Annotated in this window: 15 protein-coding genes; 4 read left to right on the top strand and 11 right to left on the bottom strand. The window is 74.7% G+C overall.

The genetic code is table 11. The features are described 5' to 3' along the window. Nucleotide 1: 1 nt before the first annotated feature. From CP982_RS33355 to CP982_RS33340, 4 genes are read right to left on the bottom strand one after another with little or no spacing between them, the layout of a single operon-like run. On the bottom strand, nucleotides 2-4309 hold the full coding sequence (locus CP982_RS33355; protein WP_150513856.1) for a tetratricopeptide repeat protein: 4308 nt from the start codon (nucleotides 4307-4309) through the stop codon (nucleotides 2-4). Beyond that, nucleotides 4299-5345 (bottom strand): AAA family ATPase, encoded by a 1047-nt coding sequence (locus CP982_RS33350; protein ID WP_150513855.1) that lies wholly within the window; start codon nucleotides 5343-5345, stop codon nucleotides 4299-4301. Before CP982_RS33350 ends, CP982_RS33355 begins: the two co-directional genes overlap by 11 nt. A gap of 1 nt (nucleotide 5346) precedes the next feature. Beyond that, a complete protein-coding gene (locus CP982_RS33345; RefSeq protein WP_170316537.1) occupies nucleotides 5347-7065 on the bottom strand; it encodes a VMAP-C domain-containing protein in 1719 nt (572 codons plus the stop codon). Nucleotides 7066-7073: 8 nt separating this feature from the next. After that, complete coding sequence (locus tag CP982_RS33340) at nucleotides 7074-7430, bottom strand: CU044_2847 family protein (RefSeq protein WP_150513853.1); 357 nt, start codon at nucleotides 7428-7430, stop codon at nucleotides 7074-7076. A gap of 121 nt (nucleotides 7431-7551) precedes the next feature. On the opposite strand from CP982_RS33340, the gene CP982_RS33335 reads away from it, so the two are divergent. Beyond that, entirely contained in the window at nucleotides 7552-8277 is a 726-nt protein-coding gene (locus CP982_RS33335) for a bleomycin resistance protein (protein ID WP_150513852.1), read from the top strand. A gap of 26 nt (nucleotides 8278-8303) precedes the next feature. On the opposite strand, the gene CP982_RS33330 is transcribed toward CP982_RS33335, so the two are convergent. The 4 genes from CP982_RS33330 to CP982_RS33315 form a co-directional block, all read right to left on the bottom strand. Further along, a complete protein-coding gene (locus CP982_RS33330) occupies nucleotides 8304-9257 on the bottom strand; it encodes a class I SAM-dependent methyltransferase (protein ID WP_150513851.1) in 954 nt (317 codons plus the stop codon). 116 nt (nucleotides 9258-9373) lie between these two features. Continuing rightward, nucleotides 9374-10117 (bottom strand): class I SAM-dependent methyltransferase, encoded by a 744-nt coding sequence (locus CP982_RS33325; protein WP_150515844.1) that lies wholly within the window; start codon nucleotides 10115-10117, stop codon nucleotides 9374-9376. A 23-nt stretch (nucleotides 10118-10140) separates the two neighbouring features. Continuing rightward, nucleotides 10141-10500, bottom strand: coding sequence for a 4a-hydroxytetrahydrobiopterin dehydratase (locus CP982_RS33320; protein ID WP_150513850.1), 360 nt, complete (start codon nucleotides 10498-10500; stop codon nucleotides 10141-10143). 66 nt (nucleotides 10501-10566) lie between these two features. Next, nucleotides 10567-11634: an ADP-ribosylglycohydrolase family protein gene (locus tag CP982_RS33315; protein WP_150513849.1), complete on the bottom strand. Its 1068-nt coding sequence runs from the start codon at nucleotides 11632-11634 to the stop codon at nucleotides 10567-10569. Between the two features lie 54 nt (nucleotides 11635-11688). Between CP982_RS33315 and CP982_RS33310 the strand changes: the two genes are divergently transcribed. After that, the gene (locus CP982_RS33310; RefSeq protein ID WP_221515647.1) at nucleotides 11689-12528 is read left to right on the top strand and encodes a helix-turn-helix domain-containing protein; all 840 of its coding nucleotides are present in this window, start codon (nucleotides 11689-11691) and stop codon (nucleotides 12526-12528) included. A gap of 19 nt (nucleotides 12529-12547) precedes the next feature. Here the strand turns inward: CP982_RS33310 and dnaK are convergent, their stop codons facing one another. Both dnaK and CP982_RS33300 read right to left on the bottom strand, forming a co-directional pair. Beyond that, entirely contained in the window at nucleotides 12548-14455 is a 1908-nt protein-coding gene (gene dnaK, locus CP982_RS33305; protein WP_150513848.1) for a molecular chaperone DnaK, read from the bottom strand. A 194-nt stretch (nucleotides 14456-14649) separates the two neighbouring features. Further along, the gene (locus CP982_RS33300) at nucleotides 14650-15075 is read right to left on the bottom strand and encodes an OsmC family protein (RefSeq protein WP_144321797.1); all 426 of its coding nucleotides are present in this window, start codon (nucleotides 15073-15075) and stop codon (nucleotides 14650-14652) included. 222 nt (nucleotides 15076-15297) lie between these two features. Between CP982_RS33300 and CP982_RS33295 the strand changes: the two genes are divergently transcribed. Both CP982_RS33295 and CP982_RS33290 read left to right on the top strand, forming a co-directional pair. Then, nucleotides 15298-18657: a S8 family peptidase gene (locus tag CP982_RS33295; RefSeq protein ID WP_372503462.1), complete on the top strand. Its 3360-nt coding sequence runs from the start codon at nucleotides 15298-15300 to the stop codon at nucleotides 18655-18657. A 270-nt stretch (nucleotides 18658-18927) separates the two neighbouring features. Then, complete coding sequence (locus CP982_RS33290) at nucleotides 18928-20565, top strand: DUF6345 domain-containing protein (protein WP_150513846.1); 1638 nt, start codon at nucleotides 18928-18930, stop codon at nucleotides 20563-20565. A gap of 10 nt (nucleotides 20566-20575) precedes the next feature. Here CP982_RS33290 and CP982_RS33285 read toward each other — a convergent pair whose 3' ends face one another. Beyond that, on the bottom strand, nucleotides 20576-21976 hold the full coding sequence (locus CP982_RS33285) for an amino acid permease (RefSeq protein WP_150513845.1): 1401 nt from the start codon (nucleotides 21974-21976) through the stop codon (nucleotides 20576-20578).

Genomic DNA, 21976 nt, shown 5'->3' with positions numbered 1-21976 from the left:
ATCAGGGCCCGGCTGCGCCCCCGGTCTCCCGGGGGCGCAGCCGGGCCAGTTCGTCCTTGAGGGCGCGGACGTCGCGGTGGTCCGCGCCGAGTGCGGGCGTGAGGGCGGCCACCGCGTGTTCCAGGACCTCGACGGCCCCGAGGCGGCCGCCTCCGGAGAGATGCGCCTCGACGAGGTTCCTGATCATCGCCACGGTGCGGGAGTCCGCCTCACCGAACAGCTCCGCGCATCCGCGCAGAGCGGTGCCGTACGTGATGACGGCCCGCGCGGGATCCCCCGCCTCCAGGTGCGCGTACCCCAGATAGTTGTACGTCTTGAGTACGTCGGTGTGCGCCTCACCGAGCACGCGGCGGCGGACGTCCAGCGCGCGGTCGAGCAACTCGACGGCCCTGCCGTGGCGTCCGGCGCCGAGGAGCGCGACGGCCGTGCGGTCGAGCGCGGCCAGGGTCTCCTCGTGCCCCTCCCCCAGGCTCTCCCGCCGCGCGCGCAGCGCCCGCTCGTACAGGGGCAGTGCCCGGTCCTCGTTGCCCACCTCCGCGAAGAGCGCGGCGAGGCGGTCGTACGACTCCCAGGTCTCCGGGGAGTCCTCCCCGAGCGTCTCGCGCTGGAGCTCCAGCGTGCGCTCGTACGTCGAAACGGCCAGGCTCCAGTCGCCGTTCGCCCCGTACGCGCGGGCCAGGCGCGCGGACGCGCGCAGGGTGGCACGGTGGTGCGCCCCCAGCGCCTCCGCCGCCGCGGACCGCCACTCCTCCGCCACCTCGACGGCGCTCGCCCGGTTCCCGGCCCGCACCTCGGCGTCGAAGAGGTGGTCCCACAGGCGCTGTGTCTCCGGGTGCGCCTCGCCGCGCGCCGCGCGGCTGCGCCGCAGGGCCTCCGCGTACGCGTTCACGGCGTCGGGCAACCCGTCCTCCGTGCCCTCCAGGGCGTGGGCGACGTCGCTGAGCGCGCTGATCACCCGGGGGTGGTCCGCCCCGAAGACGCGGGTGAGGTCGACGAGGACCTGCGTGCCCTCGCGGGAGGCCCGCCCCCGCTCGCCCACCGCGTACAGGGCGGCGGCGAGGCGGCCCCGGACGGCCAGGGTGTCCGGGTGGTCCTCCCCCAACTCCCGCCGGACCGCCGCCAGTGTCGCCTCGTACAGCTGCACGGCCATGCGCGGCTCCCCGAGGGTCAGGGCCAGGCCCGCGACGGCCGCGCAGGGGACGAACAGATCGGGGGAGGCCCTGCGGGGCGCGTGGAGAGCGAACGTGTACAGCTTCGTGAACTGCTGCCACGCCACATCCGCCTCGCCCGACTGGTGCTTCAGCGCGACGAGTTCGACCCGGAGCAGGAGGACGTCCGGGTGGTCGGGGGTGACCGGCCAGCGCGCGGCGTCCTCGCACCGGCGCACGGCCTCCTCGAGGCGGCCCGCCCGCCGCAACGCGCTCACGAGCCGCCGGGTCGTCCGCAAGCCTGCCGGGAATCCGCCCTCGCGCTCCCTCCCCTGCACCGCGCGCCGCAGCATGACGATGCCGCGCTCCACCTGCCCCTGCCCGATGACATACTCCGCGGCTTCCTCGAGGACGTGGACGAAACGCGGGCTGTCGTCCTGCTCCGCGATCCGCTCGGCCATGTGGTCGATGTGCGGCAGCAGGACCTGCCAGCGCGGCCAGGTGGCGGGGTCCTCGGTGTCCGAGGGCAGCGCGCCGTCCAGGAGGTCCGCGGCTTCGAGTCGCGCGGCCCGCACGGCCGCCGGGCCGCGCCACGGGTCGCTCTCGTCCGGCTCGTTGAGGAACTCGTGCACCAGGGGGTGCATCCGCAGCGTGTCGTGGTCGGCGCTGACGAGGCCGAGCTCCGCCAGTGTTTCGAGCGCGGCGACGTCGGCCGCAAGGCCCAGCGGGACCGGCGCGGGGGCGAGGCAGGCGAGGACGTTCATGACGCGGCGTGCCGAGGGGTCGTCCACGGTGCGCAGGGACGTGCGGACGGCGTCGCCGACGAGATGCCGACCCCCGCCCGGGCGGGCCCGAGCACGTTCGAGGCGCATCAGGTACTGGGCCGGGGACACCCCCTCCCGTGTCATGTATGCGGCCGCCGTCGACAGGGCGAGCGGCAGGTTTCCGAGCGCTTCGGCGAGGCTGCGCGCGTCACCCTCCAGCATGTCCGTACCCGCCTGGGCGCGGAGCAGTTCGACGGCCTCCGCGGGGTCCGGAGTGCCCAGTTCGAGGAGCGGACCGACACCCTCCCAACCATGGGCCCGCCTGCTGGTGACCAGGACGCGGCCGCCCGTGCCGAGCCGCTCCAGGAGCGCGGCGACGTCGGCCGGGTTCTCCGCGTCGTCGAGAACGAGCGCCCAGTCGTCGTGCTCCGCCAGCCAACGGACGGCCCACTGGCTCGTCTGCTCCCTCGTCACGGCGTCCGTGGCGGAGGGGGACAGGATCCGGGCCAGGTCCGCGAGCCCGTCGACCAGGTCGCCCGGCGAGCGGGCCGTCAGCCACCACACCGAGGACAGCGACGAGCAGGCCGCGGCGCCCCACCGCGCGGCCAGCGCCGACTTGCCCACGCCGGCCTTTCCGTGCACGACGAGCGCACGGGGCCTGTCGGCGTGCGGGCCGGGGGCGCTCAGCGCCTCGTCCACGTGCCGGAGTTCCGCGGCCCGGCCCACGAACTCCCTCGGTGGCGGAAGGTTCGTCAGGACGCGCGCATCCGGTAGGGCCCGCGGTGCGGGGGAAGCGGCCGGCCCGCCCGCAGGCCGCTCCGCCACCCGGATCGCCCGCCCCCGCAACACCCCCAGCGCCTCCTCGCTGACCAGCGCGAACGGTTCCCCCGCCGCGCCCAGCCCCCTGGTGCCCGTGCCGTCCGCGACGGGGACGACCGCGGGGAAGGAGCGGGCCGCCGAGCCCGCGCGGGCCGCTATCTCCTCGCCGATGCGGGTGAGGAGGTCGGTGACGGCCAGGGACTCGGGGCGCGGCAGGGTCTCGATGAGGGCGGCGCGGGCACCGGGGACGAAGTCGTAGAGGCCGCGCTCCAGGTCGACGGGTTCCAGGAGGCCGCTGAGCAGGACCTCGGCGAGGTCGCTCGGCCGGGAGCCGGGGGTGACGCGCTGCTGGATGAGCCGCATCACGGGCAGCGCGGGCACCGACAGGGCCACGTGCGCGGCGAGCCCCGCGGCCGTGCCGGACGCGGCGAGCTGGAAGCGCAGGACCCGCTCGGCGATCGGCAGGCCGCCCTCGTCGGGGAGGGGGGCGGCGAGGGCGGGCGGGGCGGGGCCGACGTAGGTGACGGCGGTGTCGCGGGGGCGGTCGCCCACCGCCGCCACCAGGGCCGCCCAGTCGGCCAGCCACTCCGGCGCGAGTTCGAGGACGGGCACGGGCAGGGCCCCGGCGGGGCGGTGGGCGCGGCCGTGGTGCGGGATGAAGCGGAGCGCGGCGTTCGGAGCGAGGGCCCGTGCCGCGCTCGCCCGCCCTGGCACGGTGGGGGCCGCGGTGCGCCGCCAGAGGCGTTCGGGCAGCGGCTGCAGGACGGCGGTGGGCCCGCGCCGCGCCCAGGTGTGCAGGGCCCGCCCCGCGCGCCCCGCCCACCAGTGGGGGCCCGAGCAGTCGCTGAGGACCAGGGTCAGCTGACGCCCCGTGGGGTCGACCGCGGCGGCGGCCGGCACGGCCGGGCGGCCGGGCGAGGACCGCAGGCCGACGCGGGTGCCGAGGTCGGCGGCGTACCAGAGGCGGACGTCGCGGAACGCGCCCGTGCGCGCCAGGGCCGCCCGCAGTTCGCCCGCCAACGGCCGCCACACGGCCATGGCGGAGCCGGTGTCGACGACCAGGGCAAGGCGCAGCGGGCGCTCGGCGGCGGGCACCAGGACGGGCGCCCAGGGGCGGCGTCCGGCGCGCTCGGCGGCGCGCGCGGCGGTGGCGTCCTCGTCCAGGACGCGGCGGCGGGCGTCCGGCACGCGCCGCTTGAGGGGGCGCAGGGCGCGCTGGATGGCGAGTTCGTGGCGCAGCGCCTGCGGGGCGGGCACGAGCACGTCGTCGGCGTCGGTGCCGGGCCGTGCGGCACCGCGCGGCAGGTGCAGGGGCCGCCCGCCGGCCGGCTCGGCCTCCTCCGCGGCGGCGCCTTCGGGCCGCCGCCGGGGCCGGGGGCGGTGCTCCGGGTCGCGGGCGCCGCCCGGCGTGAGCGCGTCCGGCGGCGGCCCTGCCCCGCCCGGGCGCGGCGGGGGGCCGTCCGCGCTCCCGGAGGCCTCGGGCAGCACGCGGGCGAGCCAGAGCATCTCCGCGAGCTCGAGGGGCGTGACCGGCGGGCCGAGGGCCTCAAGGGCGGCGCGCAGCCGGTCAAGCGTCATCGGCGCCGGTCGCCTCGTCGCTCAGGTACGGGGCGACCTGCTCGGCCAGCTTCCGTACGGACTCCGGCGGTTCGCTGAAGGCCGCGTGGTGGCACATGTAGATGGCGTTCAGGAGCTGGTCGTTGGCGAGCAGCCCGCCGCCGCGCCGGTCGAAGAAGCGCCGGATCACGTCGTGCGCGCCCTCGGGCAGCGCTCCCGAGCCGTCGCCGACGACCGCGCCGAGGTGTTCGCCGACGATCGCGGTCAGCTCCTCGACCGTGGCGGGCTGCTTCAGGTCCACGGTCACGCAGCGGCGCAGGAAGGCGGGCGGGAACTCGCGCTCGCCGTTGCTGGTCATGACCACGAAGGGGAAGGCGCGGCAGGTGACGGTGCCGTCGCGGATCTCCACGCGGTCCGTGGTGCTGTCGGCCGTCATCACCTCGGCGGTGGGCCGGGCGCGCCGGGCCAGCTCGACGAGTTCGTAGGACCCCTTCTCGAAGATGGTGAGGAGGTCGTTCGGCAGGTCGATGTCGCTCTTGTCGATCTCGTCGATGAGCAGCACCCGGGGGCGGGCGTAGGGCAGCAGGGCGGTGCCGAGCGGGCCGAGGCGCAGATAGTCGCCGATGTCGTCGGCCGCCGCGGGTCCCGCCGCGCCGTCGCGGCCGCGCTCGGCGGCGTACAGGCGCGTCAGCGGGTCGTACGCGTACAGGCCGTCGCGCAGGGTGACCCGGCTGGTGATGGGCCAGTGCAGGACCTTGCCGAGCCCGAGTTCATGGGCGACGGCGTAGGCGAGGGAGGACTTGCCGGTGCCGGGGGCGCCGGTGACCAGGAGCGGTCTGCGCAGGTAGAGGGCGGCGTTGACCTGGCGGACGGCGTCGTCGCCGGGGCGGTAGCTGACTGCGGCGTGCTGGTTGCCGCTGTCGCCGGGCGGGGTGGGCAGCGGCGGGCCGCCGGTGAAGCGCCGCCAGGGCGGCGGGTCGGGCAGCAGGTCGACGCGGTCGTGCGGGGTGCGGCCGCCGGTGTAGACGTGCCAGGCGTGCGACGGGTGTGCGGTCACCTCAGCCCCTCTCCTTGTTCCCCATGGCCAGCGGCGGGTCGGGGCTGCGCTCCGGGTCGTCCCAGAACAGCGTCAGGCGGTGCCCGCAGTGGCCGTCGCCGCCCTGTTCCGGGGAGCGGGCCTCCTTGCGCAACTTCATGACCTCGTACGGGAGCCGGTCGGGGTCGAGTCCGGACACCGCCCCGGTGAGCCGGTCGAGGAAGGCGGCGGGCGCGCAGTCCTCGTGCCCGCGGCCGCCGCAGTCGCGCCGCCGCCACAGCATGATGGGCATGCCGATGTCGAGCGCGGCCGACAGCCAGGCGTCCACGGGCGTGGCCGCGTACGCGAGGGCGCACAGCTGCTCCTGGCCGTCGAGCCAGTCGTAGAACTCCTGGTAGTCCCACGTCAGGGAGCAGGCGACGGGCTTGGGCCGGGTCTCGCCCCGGGCGCGTACGGTCTCCCAGCGCTCGCGGGTGAAGCGGCACACCATGAGGGGTTTGAGGCGGTCCGTGTGGCGGACCACGACGGGCACGGCCCGCAGCGGCCGGGGCCGGGCCGCGCCCGGCTCGCGCAGCAGCCACTCCTCGAAGGGCTCGTCCATGAGCCCCTGCGGCACGACGAACTCCGCGATCCAGTCAAAGGCGGCGACGGCGCCGACCTGTTCGGCGAGGAGCGCCTCGACCTTGGTCCGCAGCTGCTGGGGGCGCACGCGGACGGGGCCCGCCCGGCCGACCGGGACCCCGTCGACGAGGGCGCACACGGTCAGGTCCAGGCTCTTGGCCTTCGTCATCGGCTCCACCCTGACCATGAGCGATCCGGTGCGCACGGCTCCCGCGGCCGGGCCGTGGCCGGCCTCGTCGGGCTGCCAGCGCCGGAGCCAGGCGGTGATGCGGGCGGCGACGGCGGCGGGCGCGTGGTCGCGCAGTTCGCGCAGCAGCCGTTCGACGCGGCCCTCGCCGGTCAGGTCCTCGGCGACGTACCGCACGGCGTGCCACGGCGACCGGAAGGCGGGCAGCTCCCGCAGGAACGTCGGGAAGGCCTGGCGCACCGCCAACGCCACGGCGGCGGGAGCGAGTTCGCCGCCGTCGAAGACGGCCCGCAGCTCGCGGCGCGGCGCGGGCTCCATCCAGCCGAGGGGCAGCAGGTCGTCCAGGGCCTCCCAGTGGCGGCGGACGGTGTCCAGGGGCAGCATGCGGCCCTGGGCGCCCTCGCGCTCCCCCTCCAGATCGGCGTCGGTGACGATGCCGACGACCTCGCCGCTCACCGGGTCGTACACCCCGGCGCCGCTGAACCCCTCGCCGATGCGCCGCAGATGGGCCCTGTCGACGTCCAGCTCCAGCCATTCGCCGTGCAGTTGGCGGTCGGCGCTGGTCGTCACCGTGACGTACGTGCCGTCGCGCTCGTGGCCCTCGGGGAAGCCGAGGGCGCGCAGCACGTGGGCGGGGCGGCCGCGGGCCGGGCGCAGTGCGCCGAGGGGCGCGAGGGCGCAGGGCGCCACGGCCACCGGGCGGTCGAGCGCGAGCACCGCGACGTCACCGCGGTCGCCCTGCTCGTGCCAGTCGTCGTTCGTCCACACGACGCGCGCCGGTTCCTCGTCCGCGGCTCCGGGCAGCGCCACGCGGACCTCGGCGTGACCGGCGACGACATGGGCGCAGGTGATCACCCGCTCGCCGTCGACCAGCACGCCCGCCCCCAACGGCGGGCCGCCGCCGACCGCGCGGATGCGGGCACGCCAGTGCATGTCCGCCATTATTCGCCCCGCACGGCGCCTTCCGCGCCCTCTCGGGCGTCCCCTTTCGACCACGTCAGCTTGACCGTCAGATGCCCCTCGGCGGCGGTCTTGGCGATGACGGCGCCCGCCGCGGCGCTCAGCTTCACGCCGAACTCCAGCTCGATCCCGTCCGGGTCGAGCGCCCGTTCCCGGAACGTGCGGAGCGCCGAGAGCGCGGCGCCGCGCACATTGCCGAGGGCCGCCTCGAAGCGGCCCTCCACCTCCCGGATCCCGTCCTCGTCCCGGCGCGAGACGGACCGGTACCCCGCTTCCCGCGAGTCCACCTCCACGACGACGGGCCCGTCGTCGGACTCCCAGCGCATCAGCTCCCTCATGCGGCAGAACGTAGCCCCAACAGGCCGTCAGGAGCGGCGAAGTGGCGAAATCTACGTCCACCGCAGCGCCCGAATACGCATCCCCGGCCCTCGGTTATTCAAGTTTGACTAGACTGGCGGAATGGCTGAGAAAACCATCCCTCTGCTCCCCTGCCCGTCCATCCAGCCGGTCGTCGACTTCTACACCGCCCTCGGCTTCGAGACGACGTACCTCCAGAAGAGCCCGTACGCGTACGCCGTCGTCGAACGCGGCCCCGTGGAGCTCCAGTTCTTCGGCATGAAGCAGTACGACCCCGCCGCCTCGTACTCGGGGTGCTACGTCTTGACCGACGACGTGGACGCGCTGTACGCGACGTTCCGGGCCGGGCTCAAGGCCGCGTACGGGAAGGTGCCGAGGCGGGGGCTGCCCCGGATCGGGCCGCTGAAGGACATGTCGTACGGCGTGCGGCAGTTCCTGATGACCGACCCCGCGGGCAACAGCATCCGCGTCGGACAGCAGCTCAGTGAGGACCAGAGCCACCGGCCCGCGCCGAAGGAGACCTTCGCGCGGGCGCTGCACATCGCCGACCTCTTCGTCGACTCCAAGGAGGACCTGGCGGGCGCCGCCAAGGTCATCGACCGGGCCCTGGCCCTGGAGGACGAGCGGCCCACGCCCGCGCAGCACCTGCGGCTGCTGGTGCTGCGCGGGGACATCGCCCAGCGGCAGGGCGAGGACGAACACGCGGAGCGCCTCCTGGAGCGGGCCGCCGGGATCGACATCGACGACGCCGCCCGTGAGGGGCTCGGCGAGGAGGAGCGGGAGGCGGTGCGCGACGCGCTCGCCCGGCTCGACGAGCTGCGGTCGTAGCCCGGGCCGGGGCCCGGGCCGGGAGGTCAGCCCTCCTTCACCGCCACGTGCACCGTGTGCGCCACGAGCAGGAACATGTCCGGGCGGCGGTGCAGGCCCCGCGGGTCCTCGGGGTCGAGCAGCCGGTCCAGGACCGCCACGTCGTCCGCCGCGAGCTCCTCGGGGCCCTCGGCGGCCGCCAGATCGCGGTAGCGCTCGAAGGTGGCGATGGCGTGCGCCCGCGCCCGCTCGTCCAGGGGCGCGGGCAGATCGAGCAGGAACGTCCGGGTCGCCACGTGGCGCAGGCCCGCCGCGGCGAGGAGCGCGGCCCAGTCCTCCGTGACCTCCGTGGCGCCGGGCAGGGACCCGCGCATGCGCGTGAACCACTCCTCGTTGGCCGCGTCCAGGCGGGCCTGGAGGCCGGGGCGGCCCATGCCGATGTCGCGCGGCAGGCTGCGCGGCGGCAGACCGCCTTCGAGGACCGCGAGCGCGCCGCCGGGGGCGAGCCGCTCCCCGAGCGCCGTGAGCGCGGCGACCTGGTCGCCCACGTGGTGCACGGACCGCGCCGCCCAGATCAGGTCGGCGGGCGGCAGCTCGCCCAGGCCGTCGGGGAGTTCCGCGCGGTGCGCGCGCACCCGGTCCCCGAGCCCCAGGCGGGCCGCGCGCGCCTCGGCCCGGTCGAGCAGGGCCCGCTCCGGATCCGCCGCGACCACCTCGGCCCCGGGGAACGCCTCCGCGAGCAGACAGGTGACCACGCCCGGGCCGCTGCCCGCGTCGACGACCAGGGACGGTTCGGCGCCCGCCGGGCGCAGCTCCCGCAGCCACGTGGCGACCTGGCGGTACACCGGGGCCGTGACCTCCGCGTTCTGCTCCAGGACGGGGGCCATGTCGGCCCAGTCGATGTCGTGATCGCCGTGGCCGTGCTTGTGGCCGTGGCTGTGGCCGGAGCCGTCGCCGTGGTCGTGGCCGTGCCCGCCGGTCTTGGTCTCGTACGCCGTCATCGTTCCGCCGCCCTCTCGCCCGGTCCTCGTGAACGCTGCCAGCCTGCGTCGGCTTGCGGATCCTGGCCAGTTCCGTTGCCGTTTCGGCAAACCTGGCGAGACGGTGGCCAGAGGCGTCAGGCGACGGGCTTGGTGAACGCGCGCAGCGCGAACTCCGGGTCGGGCCGCCGCACGTCCTGGTCCGGCAGCTCCGCGAGGCGCGCCGCGTACCCCCGGGCCATCGCGCTGTCCGTCGGAATGCTGGTGAACCAGCCGCGGAACAGGTCCTCGGCCGTGCTGCGCGGGCTGCGGCCCTGGCCGTGCCCGGTGAAGCGGGCGCGCCCCGCGGGGGTGAGCCCGCAGGCCGCGGCGTAGCCCTCGACGCGGGCCGCGCCGTCCACGGGCGCGCGGACGGGGCGGCCCGCGAGGGCGGCGTCGATGTCGCTGCCCACGTTGTGCGACGCGGCCTTGTCGACGGTGGTGACGAAGCGGCCGCCGGGCCTGAGCACCCGGGCGCACTCCGCCACCACCGCCCCGGCCTCCGCCGGCTCCGCGAACAGGTGCAGCAGCCACACCGAGGCCACCGCGTCGAACGCGCCGTCGGGGAACGGCAGTCGGCGGCTGTCGCCGAGGACGACGGCGCCCGGGACGCGCTCGGCGGCCATCCGGGCCATGGCGTACGTCGCGTCGACCCCGGTCACGGCGAGGCCCGGCCGGTCGGCGAACCGCCGGGTGACCAGGCCCGTGCCGCAGGCCACGTCGAGCAGCGTGCGGGTGCCCGGCAACAGCAGCGAGAGGACCGCGGCGGCCGCGGCGGCGGCCCGTGGCTCGCCGCCGCGCGACGCGTCGTACCGGACGGCCTCCTTGCCGTAGTCGAGCATCACGCCCCCCGCGCCGGCCGTCGTCACGCGGCACCGTGGCCGGGGGCCAGCTCCTCGACCCTGCGGGCGAGTTCGAAGTCGCGCTCGGTGAGGGCGCCGCCCGCGCTGTGGGTGCACACCGCGAGCGCCACGGTGTCGTAGCCGAGGGTGATCTCCGCGTGGTGGTCGAGCTCCTGCTGCACCTGGGAGATGTGGACGACGAGCGCGGTGGCCGCGTAGTGCGAGCCGAGGCGGTAGGAGCGGGTGAGGCTCCTACCGGAGGCGGCCGCTTTCCCGGCGGTCCCGGCGGTCTCAGTGGTCCCGGCGGTCTCGGTGAGGGACCAGCCGGGCAGTTCGGCGAGCCGGTCCTCGATCTCCTTCTGCGACAGCGGTTCGAGAGGCATGGCCGCGCTCCTTCTTTCGTGTCGGGGGTGTCCTTCAGCCTCCCACAGCACATTGCGGGCGGGGACTCAGCGGCGCGCGCATTCCGTCGCGAGGTCGTCCGCGAGCGCCGCGATCACCGCCCGGCCCTCGGTGACTTTCAGCCAGTCGCCCGGCAGCGCGTGGTCGCCGTGCAGCGCGCCGAGCAGATTGCCGCAGACCGAGCCGGTCGAGTCGCTGTCTCCCGAGTGGTTCACGGCAAGGGTCAGGGCGTCCTCGATCCGGGGCGCGGCGAGGGCCGCGTACACCGCGACGGCGAGGGCTTCCTCGGCGATCCAGCCCGCGCCGAGGGACTCCACCCGGGCCGCGTCGGGCTCACCCGCGGCGGCCAGGTCGACGGCGCGGGCGAGCGCGGTGGACGTCTCCTCGTGCCCGGGGTAACGGGCGAGCAGCCGCAGGGTGCGCAGGACCGCGCCCTCCAGGGAGTCCCCCGCGACCAGGTGCGCCACGATCGCGGCGAGCGCGCCCGCCGCGTAGGCGCCGGTGGGGTGGCCGTGCGTGATCTGCGCGCAGCGCGCGGCCAGTTCGAAGGCCCGCTCTGCGGGGGCGCGGGTGAGTCCGAAGGGCGCCGAGCGCATCACGGTGCCGCAGCCCTTGGACTCCGGGTTGACCGGTCCCGGCGGGCCGAGCGGGGCGTGCGGGTCGGGGGCGTGGGCGCGGGCCAGACCGCTGAGGCAGGCGTTGCCGGGCGCGCGCCGGGCGTAGAGCCAGGGCTGCGCGGCCAGGCCGCCGCGCGCGTCCGCCGCGGGCCCCGGCCGGGCTTGCGTGTCCAGCCAGCGCAGATACGCCTCCAGGACGAGCCGGGGCGCCGCGCCGCCGATGCCCTTGCGGCGCTCCCTGGCGTGGGCGAGCTCCAGGGCCTCGACGGTGAACAGCGTCATCTGCGTGTCGTCGCTGACCCGGCAGACCCCCTCGGCGTCGGTCGGCGGAGCGGTCACGCCGCGCGGGCCGTGGGCGGCGCGGATCGCCGCGAGCGAGTCGAACTCGACCGCGTAGCCGAGCGCGTCACCGACCGCGCCGCCCAGCAGACAGCCGCGCACCCGTGCGCGGTAGACGGCCTCGGCCGCCCAGGACAGCGGGTCCCACGGGTCGTTCATCTCGCGCGCACCACTCTTCTCGCTCGCCGTCGAAGGTCGATTACCGTCAGGGGTATGACAACTCTCGCTGCCGACAGGCGGAACGGCAAAGGCGCTGCCCCGCGCGCGGGCACGGCGTCCGAGGTGGGCGCACTCCTTCGCGGCTGGCGCGAGGAGCGGCGCGTCAGCCAGCTGGAGCTCGCGCTGCGCGCGGATTCCTCCGCGCGGCACATCAGCTTCGTCGAGACGGGCCGCTCCAAGCCAAGCGAGGAGTTCGTCCTGAAGCTCGCCGAGCATCTGGACGTGCCCGTGCGCGACCGCAACGCGCTGCTGCTGGCCGCCGGGTACGCGCCGCGCTTCCCGCAGACCCCGCTGGACGATCCGTCGATGGACGCGCTGCGCGCGGGTCTCGACCAGCTGCTCCAGGGCTACGAGCCGTTCCCCGCCCTGGTCGTCGACGCGACGTACGACGTGGTCGCCGCGAACCGCGGCATCGCCGCGCTCCTCGACGGCCTGCCCGGGCACCTGCTCGCGCCGCCCCTGAACGCGATGCGGCTCGTGCTGCACCCCGAGGGGCTCGCCCCGAAGATCCGCAATCTGCGGGAGTGGCGCGGGCATCTGCTGCACCAGATGGAGCGGCAGATCGCGCTCCAGCGCTCGGGCGCGCTGCGTGCGCTGTACGAGGAGGTGGCGGCCTACCCCGTGGCGGACCCGGGCGAGGACACGGCGGCGGACGGGCAGGTGCCGCACTTCGCGCTGCCGCTCAGGATCGAGCACGAGGGCCGGGTGCTGTCCTTCATCTCCTCGATCTCGACGTTCAACACGCCGATGGACGTGACCGTCGCCGAGCTGGCCGTCGAGACCCTGCTGCCCGCCGACCCGGCGACGGTCAAGTACCTCCAGAACCAAGGGTGACCAGGGGCGGCGGGCCCGCCTAGGAGGCGCCCTTCCGCGTCCCGTCGCCCTCGGTCCCGTCGCCCTCGCCCTTCTTCGTCCCGCTCCCCTCGTCGTCGACGATCTCCGCGTCGACCACGCCCTCCTCGCCGGGCGGCCGTCCGGCGGAGTCCTCGGGGCGCGCCCCGCCGTCGGCGGCGCCCGCGGCCGCGTACATGGCCTGCCCCATCCGCTGGCTGACCGTGGCGAGCTTCTCGGCGCCCGCGCGGACGGCCTGGGTGTCGCCGCTGTCCAGGGTGGCCTTCAACTCAGTTGCGGCCGCCTCCACTTCGGCCCTGGTGTCGGCGGGGATCCGGTCGCCGTTCTCGCTCAGGAAGCGCTCCGTCTGGTAGACGAGCTGCTCGGCCTGGTTGCGGGTCTCGGCGGCCTCGCGCCGCTTGCGGTCCTCCTCGGCGTACTGCTCCGCCTCGCGGACCATCCGGTCGATGTCGTCCTTGGGCAGCGCGGAGCCGCCCGTGACCGTCATGCGCTGCTCGCGCCCGGTGGCCTCGTCCTTCGCCGAGACGTGCATGATCCCGTCGGCGTCGATGTCGAAGGTGACCTCGATCTTGGGGACGCCGCGCGGCGCGGGCGGCAGGCCCGTCAGGTCGAAGACGCCGAGCTTCTTGTTGTACGCGGCGATCTCCCGCTCGCCCTGGAAGACCTGGATGCCGACCGACGGCTGGTTGTCCTCGGCGGTGGAGAAGGTCTCCGAACGGCGCGTGGGGATGGTCGTGTTGCGCTCGATGAGCTTGGTCATGATGCCGCCCTTGGTCTCGATGCCGAGCGACAGCGGGGTCACGTCGAGCAGCAGGACGTCCTTGACGTCGCCGCGGATCACGCCCGCCTGGAGCGTCGCGCCGATGGCGACGACCTCGTCGGGGTTGACGCCCTTGTGCGGATCCCGGCCGGTCAGCTCCCTGACCAGGTCGGTGACCGCGGGCATGCGGGTGGAGCCGCCCACGAGGATGACGTGGTCGATGGCCGAGAGCGGCACTCCCGCGTCCTTGACCGCCTGGTGGAAGGGGCCCTTGCAGCGGTCGAGGAGATCCGCGGTGAGCTCCTGCAGCTGGGCCCGGGTGAGCTTCTCCGCGAGGTGCAGCGGCCCGTCCGCCGAGGCCGTGATGTAGGGCAGGTTGATGTCGGTCTCGCTGGACGAGGAGAGTTCGATCTTCGCCTTCTCGGCGCCCTCGCGCAGGCGCTGCAGGGCCATCTTGTCCTTGGCCAGGTCGACGCCGTACGCGTTCTTGAACTGCCGCACGAGGTGTTCGACGACGCGCTGGTCCCAGTCGTCGCCGCCGAGCCGGGTGTCGCCGTTGGTGGCCTTGACCTCGATGACGCCCTCGCCCATCTCCAGGAGCGAGACGTCGAAGGTGCCGCCGCCGAGGTCGAAGACCAGGACGGTCTGGTCGTCGCCCTTGTCGAGGCCGTAGGCGAGCGCGGCGGCCGTGGGCTCGTTGACGATGCGCAGGACGTTCAGGCCCGCGATCTCGCCCGCCTCCTTGGTGGCCTGGCGCTGGGCGTCGTCGAAGTACGCGGGCACGGTGACCACGGCGTCGGTGACGTCCTCGCCGAGGTAGGACTCGGCGTCCCGCTTGAGCTTCTGCAGGACGCGCGCGGACAGCTCCTGCGCGGTGTACCGACGCCCTTCGACGGCGCCCGACTCGGGGAAGTGCCAGGCCGAATCGCCCATGTGGCGTTTGACGGAGCGTGCGGTGCGCTCCACGTTCGTCACCGCCTGGCGCTTGGCGACCTCCCCGACGAGCACGTCGCCGTTCTTGGCGAAGGCGACCACCGAGGGAGTGGTGCGGGCGCCCTCCGCGTTCGCGATGACGGTGGGTTCGCCGCCCTCCAGGACGGCGACCACGGAGTTGGTCGTGCCGAGATCGATGCCGACCGCACGTGCCATGTCCAACAACCCCTTCCGACGCGGTGATACTCCGCCCTCCAGCACAAAACTTGAGCGGTCCCTTGTCAATGCCGCGTACGGTGCCGCGCCCGCGGGGTCGGGCGGGCGGGCCGGGCGGACGGGGCCCGGAACACGACGAAGCCGCCGCCCCGGCGTACGGGGGCGGCGGCTTCGCCGCGGTGCGGGTCCGCGGGTCAGGCGAGCTTCGCCGACAGCGTGATCGTCGTGCCCGTGAGCGCCTGGCTGACGGGGCAGTTGGCCTTGGCGTCCTCGGCGGCCGAGACGAAGGCAGCCTCGTCGAGACCGGGCACCTCGCCCTCGACGGTCAGGTGGATGCCGGTGATGCCCGTGCCGGGCTGGAAGGTCACGTCGGCGGACGTGACGAGCTTGGTGGGCGGGGTGCCCGCGCCGGTCAGGCCGTGGGACAGCGCCATCGAGAAGCAGCTGGAGTGCGCGGCGGCGATGAGCTCCTCGGGGCTCGTCTTTCCGTTCGCCTCCTCGGCGCGGGACGGCCAGGACACGGCCTGCTGCCCGATGCCCGAGGAGTCGAAGGTCACCGTGCCGGAGCCCTCGGTCAGGCTGCCTTCCCAGACCGTGTGTGCGGAGCGCGTGGTAGCCACGATGCCAAATCCCTTCAGAGAAGTTCGGTGGCCTCCATCCGATCACACTCCGGGGGAAATCGCGGCGTACGGGGTCAGTACGGGTCCGTAAGAAGGATCACCCGGGCCGGGGCCGGACGGGGGTCGGGCGGGGGCCGGGCGGGCGCTCCCGGCGCCCCGCGAATGAACCTTCCGCATCAACTGTCCGTCTACGTAACAAAGTTGAACTCGATGGGGGGACACGTGCGTCATCACAGAACCAGAGCGGGCGCGGTCGCCGTCGCGACAGCGGTGGCCGCGGCGCTCACGGCGGGCCTGGCGGGACCGGCGTCGGCCGAGGGGGCCCTCCCGGCCCCCGGTCGCGCCGCGGGGGCGGCCCCGTCGTCCGAGGCCGGGTCCGGAGCCGGGGCCATGGCCGGTCCCGCGCACCGGCTCACCCTCGTCACGGGCGACCGCGTCGACGTCGACGCCAAGGGCCGGGTGACCGGCTTCCGCCCCGCGAAGGGCCGCGCGCACATACCGGTGCGCACCCAGACCGTCGGCGGCCGCACGCTCGTCCTGCCGTACGACGCGCGGCGGCTCATCGCCGAAGGCCGCGTCGACCGGCGCCTGTTCGACGTCACCGAGCTGAGCCGGAAGGCCACCCGGGAGGCCCAGAGGAAGGGCCTGAGGCTGATCGTCGGCTACGAGGGCGCGGCACGCGGCGCACGGGCCGGTGTCCGGGCGGCCGGGGACACGGCGGTCCGCCGCGTCCTGCCGTCCCTGAACGCGGAGGCCGTGCGCACCCCGCGCCGGGACGCGGCCCTGCTGTGGCGGACCCTCACGGACGCGCGCGGGTACGCGCCCGGAATCCGCCGCCTCTGGCTGGACGGCACCCGCGAGGCGACCCTGGACAGGAGCGTCCCGCAGATCGGCGCCCCGAAGGCCTGGCGGTCCGGGTACGACGGCAAGGGCGTGACCATCGCCGTCCTGGACTCGGGCGTCGACTCCACGCACCCCGACCTCAAGGACCAGGTCGTCGCCGAGAAGAACTTCAGCGCGGCCCCCGACGTCGAGGACCGCGTCGGGCACGGCACGCACGTGGCGTCCATCGCGGCGGGCACGGGCGCGGCGTCGGGCGGGGCGTTCAAGGGCGTCGCGCCCGGCGCGAAGGTCCTCAGCGGCAAGGTGCTCGACGACGAGGGCCTCGGCGACGACTCGGGGATCGTCGCGGGCATGGAGTGGGCCGCCGCGCAGGGCGCCGACGTGGTCAATCTGAGCCTGGGCGGCGATGACTCGGAGGGCACCGACCCGCTGGAGGCCGCGGTCGACAAGCTGTCGGCCGACAAGGGCGTCCTGTTCGCCGTCTCGGCGGGCAACAGCGGCGAGTACGGGCCCGGCACCGTCGGCTCCCCCGGCAGCGCGAAGGCCGCGCTCACCGTGGGCGCGGTCGACGGCGACGACAGGCTCGCGGAGTTCTCCAGCCGGGGCCCGCTCACGGACGGCGGCACCGTCAAGCCGGACGTGACGGCGCCGGGCGTGGACATCACCGCCGCCGCGGCCCCGGGCAGCCGGATCGAGAAGGAGGTCGGGCAGCAGCCGGAGGGCTATCTGACGATCTCCGGCACCTCGATGGCGGCCCCGCACGCCGCGGGCGCCGCCGCGCTGCTCAAACAGCGGCACCCGAACTGGACGTACGCCGAGCTGAAGGGCGCGCTCACCGCCTCCACCGAGCCCGGCGAGTACACGCCGTTCCAGCAGGGCTCGGGCCGGATCGCCGTGGACCGGGCCATCGACCAGACGGTGATCGCCCGCCCGGTGTCCCTCGACTTCGGCCGACGGCTGTGGCCGCACACCGACGACAAGCCGGTCACCAAGAAGGTCACGTACCGGAACCTCGGCGACCGGGACGTCACGCTCGACCTCGCGGTGACGGCGACGGACCCCGAGGGCCGCCCGGCGCCCGCCGGCTTCTTCACCCTGGGCAAGCGGAAGCTGACGGTCCCTGCGGGCGGGAAGGCGGCCGTCGACCTCGTCGCGGACACCCGGCCCGGCGCCTCCGTGAACGGCGTGTACGCGGCGTACGTGACCGCGACCGGCGGCGGGCAGAGCGTGCGCACGGCGGCCGTCGTGGAGCGCGAGATCGAGCGGCACGAGGTGACGCTGAGGACCGTCGGCCGCGACGGGCGGCCCGCGCCGCACTATCTCACGCTGCTCCAGGGCCTCACCGGCGGCGACAAGGGCCGCAACGAGTGGGTGGACGACGCCTCCGGAACCGTCCGCCTCCGGATCGCGAAGGGCACGTACCTGCTGGACACAGCCGTCTACGTCGACCCGCGCGACCCCGACAAGGGCACCGACTGGCTGGTGCGGCCCAAGCTCACCGTGACCAAGAAGACGACCGTGACGCTCGACGCCCGCAGGGCGAAACCGGTCGACATCACCGTGCCGGACCGCGGGGCCGAGCTGGTCTTCCTCGACGCCCGGTACACGTACGCGGGCAACGAGCTGGGCGCGCTCAACATCTCGAAGTTCCGGAGCCTGCGCACCGCGCACTTCGGCCCCGCGGTCCCGGGCGGCCTCGGCCAGCAGTGGCTCGGGACGTGGCGCAAGGGCGCGGACAAGCGCTACGACGTCATGCTCGGTGGCAAGGCCACCAGGTTCGCGACGGGCTACGAGCGGCACCTCGAGGCGGCCGACTTCGCGAAGCTGAGGATCCGGTCCGGCGCTTCGGCGCCCGGCCGGTGGGGCGACCTGTCCGTCGCCGGATACCTCCCCGAGGCGGGCGGCATCGCGCCGATCCTGCCGCCGCAGCGGCTGCCGCGCACCACGACGGCGTACGTGTCCGCGCGCGACGGCGCGCGGTGGGGCGTGGAGTTCGCGCAGTACGGCGCCGAGGACGCCGACGGCGAACGCCCCCTGGAGAGCTCCTACGAGCGGGACCCGCGCGCCTTCCGGGCCGGGAAGACCTACACCGACACGTTCAACACCGGCGTCTTCGGCCCGCTGCTCGGCCCCGGCACGGGCGTCTTCCGCAAGGGCGACGAGCTGCGCGGCCGGATCCCGCTCGTCGCCGACGGCCGGGGACACCCCGGCTTCTCGCGCTACACCGCGCAGAAGTCGGTCCTGTACCGCGACGGCGTGAAGGTCGCGGAGAAGCACGACGCGGTGACCGGCGCCGAGAGCTTCAAGGTCCCGGCGCGGGACGCGGAGTACCGCCTCACGGCGTCCGTCACCCGTTCCCCGAAGCTGGCCCGGGTGTCCTCACGCGTCGAGGCGAGCTGGACGTTCCGCTCCCGGCACGTGGACGGGGAGGCCGCCCTTCCCGTGTCCACCGTCCGTTTCACGCCGGAGCTTGGTCTGGACAGCCGCGCCCCGGCAGGCGTGAAACAGTCCGTCCCGGTCACCGTCCAGGGGTACGCCGCCGGTGGCGACCTCGCGTCCCTGAACGCGTACGTCAGCTACGACAAGGGACGGACGTGGACCGGGCTCACGGTCAGCGGCGGCAGGGCCGAGGTGACGAACCCGGCCCGCGGGAAGGGCGTCTCCTTCCGGGCCGAGGTCACCGACCGGCAGGGGAACGTGTCGCGCGTGACGATTCTCGACGCCTACCTCGGCCGGTAGACGGCACGTAGACAGCCTCTGTTTTCCGCCATCGGCGCGGCCCCCTCACGGTGTTCGAGGGGGCCGCGTCGGCGTGCGCGGGGCGTACGCCGAGCGAGGTGGCGAACACCCTGGCCACAGGGGCCGCTGAGGCGGCGGGGCACGCCCGTTGCCGGTCCCCTATGGCCGGAATCTCACCTGGGCAAGGCCCTCCCGCAGTGACACTTTTAGGCCCCCTCGACCGCGTGCGTCTCAGCCACGCGAGAGGGAGACCACCCAGGGGGTAAGGCCATGCGCATCATCTACACGGACCGCGGCCCGTCACCGCTCGAACCGGAGAAGCCCGGCGCGGCCGGGGAGCGGGACTCGACGCTCGGCCTGTGGGGAGCGTTCAGCGTCGAGAAGTTCGCCGACGCCTCACCGCTGTACTACACGCACGAGGACGCCCGGGGCTGGCTGGACTTCCTGCAGAGGTCCGCCGACCGCAACTTCTGGTTCGCCGACGCGGGCGTCCAGGTGTGGGCGTACGAGGAGGCCTTCGACAACTGGCAGGACCGCTTCGGCATGGACGCGGTCTGCGCGGTGTACCACTCGGGCCACGGCACCATGGACGGCAACGGCGTGTTCATGGCACCGCTCGGCGCGGCCTGGGACGGCCGCACCCGCGCGTACTCCAACCGGATGGCGCTCGGCAACGAGAAGGCGCGGTACGTCTTCTGGTCCACGTGCTTCTCGCTGCGGGTCCTCGGCGGACACTCGCCGATCCGCACCTGGGCCGGGCCCAACCTCGGCTTCCGCATGCTCTTCGGCTTCGAGACGACGAGCGTCGACAACCCCGACTACGGCAGCAAGTTCTGGGCGAAGTGGCAGTCCGGGCAGACGTTCGCCGAGGCCTGGCTGAACGCGAGCTGGGACATCTCCGTGCACCAGGCCCCTTCGGTGTGCGCGGTCGGCGCCACCCAGGCCGAGGCCGTGGACCGGCTCAATACCGAGCGGTACCTCTACCGGCCCGCCGTGTCGGACACCTGGTACGCCTGGCGCTGGTACTACGCCCGCGCCTCGCTCGCCGAGCAGCAGGGCGTGCTGCCGCAGGGCGCGCAGACGGTGCGGCTCGCGCCGCGCGAGCCGAGCGCCGAGCTGGCCGCGGCGGGCCGCATGGCCTCCTTCCCCGCCGCCGCCCTCGAAGAGGTGCAGGCCGACCACCAGGGCGTGCTGAGCGCGAGTTCCGGTGACCGCACGGTCTCCACGGGCCCCAAGGCGGTGCGCTGGGTGCGCCTCGCCGAGCCCAACCAGCGCACCACCACGGCGCTGCCCACCGAGCGGGCCGTCGAGCTGGCGCGGGCCTTCGCCGAGGAGCACGCCGACGGCGCGGAGCTCGTCGTCGACGGCGTGCACGACCTGATGCAGAACTCCGGCACGAAGGACGGCTCGGAGATCGGCGCCCCCACGACCCTGGTCACGTACGTCACGTTCCGGCAGACCTTCGACGGCGTACCGGTCATCACGCCGGACCGCGGCGTCGTCCGGGTCGGCCTCGACAACGACGGCACCGTCGTGCGGGCGCAGCTGTCCACGCGGCAGGCCACGGGCGCCCGGCGGGAGCCGAGCAGCCAGGTCGCGCCGCCCGCAGCCGGGGGCGCGCGGGACACCGGTGCCCCGCCGCTCGGGGACCCCGGCGAGGCGCTCGCCGCCGCGCAGCGGCGCGTCCTCGCCGAGCTGGCCGTCCGGGGCGCGGGCGAGGGCGCCGACTACCGGTCGGCCCTGGCGCCGGAGCGGCAGCCCGAGGTCCGGGACGTACCGGGCACGCTCCAGGTCGGCTATGAGATCGAGGGCAACGAGGCCTTCCCGGCCGCCCGCAAGCTGATCGAGATCGGGCCGGAGGACGGCGTCAGGACGCGACGCTGGGTGACGGCACCGCTCGCGCGGTGACGGAGTTCCTTCAGGACGGGTCCTGGGTGGCGGTCCGCTGTCTGCGGGCCGCCATCCACGCGTACACGAGGACGCCCGCGAAGAGGAACAGGACGCCCTGGTAGACGGCCGCGTACCCGGCCCCTGCGACCAGCCACATCGAGAAGCCGAAGGCGACGGCGGCGAGCACGGCGTCGCGCACCAGGCGCCCGCGGCGCACCCGCTCGCGCTGCCCCGAGGCCAGGAAGTAGATCTGCGCGGCGGTGGCGAGCAGATAGGGCACGGTGGCCGTGAACGTGGTGACGAGCACGAGGACCTCGAAGACCCCGGAGGGGCCCGCCGTGTAGTTGTACACGGTCAGGAGCGAGGCGAGGACCACGGTCACCAGGACGCCCGCGGTCGGCACGCCGCGCCGCTTCCGGGCGAAGACGGCGGGGAACAGACCGTCCTTCGCGGCCGCGTACGGCGTCTGGGCGCTCAGGAGCGTCCAGCCGTTGAGCGCGCCGACCATGGACACCAGCGCGGCGATCGCGACGGCGGTGCCGCCCCAGGAGCCGCCGAACATCACGTTCACGGCGTCGGAGAACGGCGCGGTGGAGGTGACCAGCTTGTCGTGCGCGACGGTGCCGAAGACGGCGAGGGTGCCGAGCAGATAGACCAGGGCGGCGCCGAGCGTGCCGAGGATGGTGGCGCGGCCCACGTTGCGCCGCGGATCGCGCACCTCGCCCGCGCTGACGGCGGCGGACTCCACGCCCAGGTACGAGAACAGCAGGATCGCGGCGGCGGCGGACACCGCGCCGAGCGCGCTGTCGTCGCTCGCCCGGAACGGGCCCAGGTTCGCCGGGTCGAAGAAGAAGAGCCCGCCGAAGGCGACGAGGAGCAGCGGCAGGAACTTGAGCACGGTGGCGACGAGCTGCACGGCGCCGACGTAGCGCGTCCCGGCGAGGTTGGCGAGCGCGGGCAGGAGCTGGAGCACGAGCGCGGCCAGGCAGGCGGTCCACTTGTGGTCGGTCACGGGCATCAGGACGTCGAGGTAGCCGACGGCGGCGACGGCGAGCGCCGCGTTCGACACCCAGGTCGTGATCCAGTACGACCAGGCGGCGAGGAAGCCCGCGAAGTCGCCGAAGGCCTCCCGCGCGTACACGTACGGGCCGCCGGTGCGCGGGTCCCGTTCGGCGAGGCGGCCGAAGACCAGGGCGAGCGCGATGGCTCCGGCGGTCAGGACGGCGAACGCGACGAGGCTGACGGTGCCGAAGGGCGCGACGGAGGCCGGGAGCAGGAAGATGCCGCCGCCGATGATGTTGCCCATGACGAGGCAGGTGGCGATGGGGAGTCCGAAGCGGCGGGCGTGCTTGCCGTCGTCGTGCGACGCGGGTGCCGCGTCCTGCTTCAGGGCCGGAGCCGACGGTGGTGCGGTTCCGGTGTCGTGCAT

It is taken from the genome of Streptomyces spectabilis (assembly GCF_008704795.1).
Classification (GTDB): domain Bacteria; phylum Actinomycetota; class Actinomycetes; order Streptomycetales; family Streptomycetaceae; genus Streptomyces; species Streptomyces spectabilis.
The sequence above is the reverse complement of the archived record's forward strand: the minus strand, read 5'-3'. Positions and strand labels throughout refer to the sequence as shown.

Bases quoted from the DNA above. Each gene is read 5' to 3' on its own strand.
- CP982_RS33310 (WP_221515647.1), top strand. From the start codon at position 11,689: ATGACAACTCTCGCTGCCGACAGGCGGAACGGCAAAGGCGCTGCCCCG.
- CP982_RS33345 (WP_170316537.1), bottom strand. From the start codon at position 7,065: ATGCACTGGCGTGCCCGCATCCGCGCGGTCGGCGGCGGCCCGCCGTTG.
- CP982_RS33325 (WP_150515844.1), bottom strand. From the start codon at position 10,117: ATGCTCGACTACGGCAAGGAGGCCGTCCGGTACGACGCGTCGCGCGGC.
- CP982_RS33315 (WP_150513849.1), bottom strand. From the start codon at position 11,634: ATGAACGACCCGTGGGACCCGCTGTCCTGGGCGGCCGAGGCCGTCTAC.
- dnaK (WP_150513848.1), bottom strand. From the start codon at position 14,455: ATGGCACGTGCGGTCGGCATCGATCTCGGCACGACCAACTCCGTGGTC.
- CP982_RS33330 (WP_150513851.1), bottom strand. From the start codon at position 9,257: ATGACGGCGTACGAGACCAAGACCGGCGGGCACGGCCACGACCACGGC.
- CP982_RS33335 (WP_150513852.1), top strand. From the start codon at position 7,552: ATGGCTGAGAAAACCATCCCTCTGCTCCCCTGCCCGTCCATCCAGCCG.
- CP982_RS33290 (WP_150513846.1), top strand. From the start codon at position 18,928: ATGCGCATCATCTACACGGACCGCGGCCCGTCACCGCTCGAACCGGAG.
- CP982_RS33355 (WP_150513856.1), bottom strand. From the start codon at position 4,309: ATGACGCTTGACCGGCTGCGCGCCGCCCTTGAGGCCCTCGGCCCGCCG.
- CP982_RS33320 (WP_150513850.1), bottom strand. From the start codon at position 10,500: ATGCCTCTCGAACCGCTGTCGCAGAAGGAGATCGAGGACCGGCTCGCC.
- CP982_RS33285 (WP_150513845.1), bottom strand. From the start codon at position 21,976: ATGCACGACACCGGAACCGCACCACCGTCGGCTCCGGCCCTGAAGCAG.
- CP982_RS33340 (WP_150513853.1), bottom strand. From the start codon at position 7,430: ATGAGGGAGCTGATGCGCTGGGAGTCCGACGACGGGCCCGTCGTCGTG.